Consider the following 2,380-nt stretch of genomic DNA (forward strand, 5'->3'; position numbering starts at 1 on the left):
CTTTCCATCTTATTTTTCTAAGATATTCAAAACATTCCTCCTGTTTCGGGAGAAAAACACTTCTGATTAACGTGTGACTTACCATATCCCATCCCTACACCCTTGGTTATATATTCAGTGGTATAATTATCTCTCCGCTAATTTACAGGTAAGAGCCAAAATTTTTTTTATGTCTCGCTTTTGCTAAAGAAATAGCTACCTAGGCCCATCATTACAACACAAACCACTGAAACAACTAAAAGATCCACAATAGGAGGAAACATATTATCCGCATTTATGAGGCTACCACGTAACCCATCCACCATGTAAAAGATAGGGTTAAGCTGAGCAACAGGTAAGATCCATGAGGGGAGGGTATCTAACTTGAAAAAAGCCGATGAAACCATTACCAGAGGCATAATAACAAGATTCATAATCAAAGGGAAACCCTGCATATCACGCATCTTAGATGCGATGACCAAACCAAAACCTACAGCAGCAAATGCAGAGAGGACCATAAAAACCAGTGTTAGGAAAAGCCCAGTTACACTAGCTGGAAATATCCCGAGTGCAAAAGCAATAAAAAGAATAATAAGCCCCTGAAACAGAGCAGTTGTTGCGCCACCAATTGTTCTACCAACAATAATCGAAAGCCTACTAACAGGCGCAACTAGTACCTCCTGTAGAAAACCAAATTGTTTGTCCCATAATACCGAGATGCCAGTAAACATCGAAGATGACATGATAGACATCGCTATAATCCCCGGGGCAATAAATTGGGTATAGTCTTTACTTTCCATACCTGGGAGTTGAATTGATTTAAGGCCAAAACCAAGAACTACGAAGAAAAACAAGGGTTGAACAATCATGACAACCATTCTACTCCGGGAGCGAATAAACCTTTTGATTTCACGGAGCCACATTACATAAATCGCCTGAAATTCTTTCCTAAACAAAAGCTATCTCCTCCTCATCCGAAACCTCGGAGGCATAGTATCTCTCAGGTTCGGTCCTGTTTCATTAACATTAACACGGATATTACGCCCTGTAAAAGATAAAAACACATCATCCAATGTTGGTTTTCTAACGCTAATTGATTTTATATTTATACCAAGACTACGAGCAATATCAATCACCAGAGGAATCTTTTCCTCACCTTTTTCCACACCAAGTGTCAAAAAAGAATCATGCTGTTTAATGTTTTTAATCCACTGTTCCTCACCCAATCTTTTGCTTAAACCAAGCATATCAGAACATGACAACGTTATTACATCGTTACCAACAGAGTTCTTTAGGTTATCAGTTGAATCTATAACAAGAATTCTACCGTGATCAATTATCCCAACACGGTCACATAGATAATCAGCTTCTTCCATGTAATGTGTTGTAAGAAAAATCGTTGTATTTTCCTCCTTGTTCATCTTACGTATATAATCCCATATAGCTCTTCTTGTCTGTGCATCAAGACCAAGCGTAGGCTCATCAAGGAACAAAATAGTTGGGTAATGCATGAGGCCACGTGCTATCTCAAGACGTCGTTTCATACCACCAGAGTAGTTTTTCACAAGAACATCTTTTTTATCCTCTAAATCTACTAAAGTCAAAACCTCTCTTACGCGGTTTTTTCTTTTATCTCTATCTAAACCATACATCCTAGCATGGAAATCAAGGTTTTCTTTACCTGTTAACTCAGTGTCTAATGCTGGCTCCTGGAAAACGACGCCGATGTTCCCCCTAACCTCATTTCTTTGTTTGATTATATCAAAACCAGCTACATCAGCTGCTCCCTCAGTTGGGTTCAGTAGGGTTATAAGCATTTTTATAGTGGTTGTTTTACCAGCACCATTTGGTCCAAGGAAACCAAAAATCTCACCTTTTTTAACTGAGAAAGATATGTGATCCACTGCTGTAAAACCATCGAATTTTTTTGTTAGATTAGTTGTTTTGATTATATCCAAAATTTCAGTCTCCTCTCGAGGCAATATTGTTTCTGTTAATAAAAGTACCTATTTTTGGTGTTCACAAAAAAAAAAAACGGTGATTAAAGATTTGATGTTTTGAAATCTTTAATTTATCATTCTCATCACCTCTTCTTCAATCATCCTCATCAAACATTCATCACCCCTGGAAGCCATGCCTCATAATTGGCTTCCAGTTTACCTGTTAAATAATATAGGTCACATTTGTCAGATTTTCTAACACACCGTTCTGCACTCGAATAAGTGCAGCAAAAACAAGGGAGAGCATAGAGAATCCTGCTCTCAGCAGGAATCCTTTCCATCCTCTTCAACCTGGATGGTCATCCAGGATCGTTGTGTTCTTCAACCGTCCGAAGAAACCCTCCATACAACTCCTACGTTCCTTACATTTCTTTTCATATTCTGCCAGATGTTCCTTAGCC

At 38.5% G+C, this 2,380-nt stretch carries 3 protein-coding genes; all 3 read right to left on the reverse strand.

The window, feature by feature from the left end; all coding sequences use genetic code 11:
• Positions 1-167: 167 nt before the first annotated feature.
• Positions 168-935, reverse strand: a complete 768-nt coding sequence (locus tag QHH19_07190; GenBank protein MDH7518104.1) for an ABC transporter permease — start codon at positions 933-935, stop codon at positions 168-170.
• Between the two features lie 3 nt (positions 936-938).
• Positions 939-1,940, reverse strand: coding sequence for an ATP-binding cassette domain-containing protein (locus QHH19_07195; GenBank protein MDH7518105.1), 1,002 nt, complete (start codon positions 1,938-1,940; stop codon positions 939-941).
• 146 nt (positions 1,941-2,086) lie between these two features.
• Positions 2,087-2,269, reverse strand: a complete 183-nt coding sequence (locus QHH19_07200) for a hypothetical protein (protein ID MDH7518106.1) — start codon at positions 2,267-2,269, stop codon at positions 2,087-2,089.
• Positions 2,270-2,380 lie beyond the last annotated feature (111 nt).

The sequence above is a fragment of the Candidatus Thermoplasmatota archaeon genome (genome assembly GCA_029907305.1).
Classification (GTDB): domain Archaea; phylum Thermoplasmatota; class E2; order DHVEG-1; family DHVEG-1; genus JARYMC01.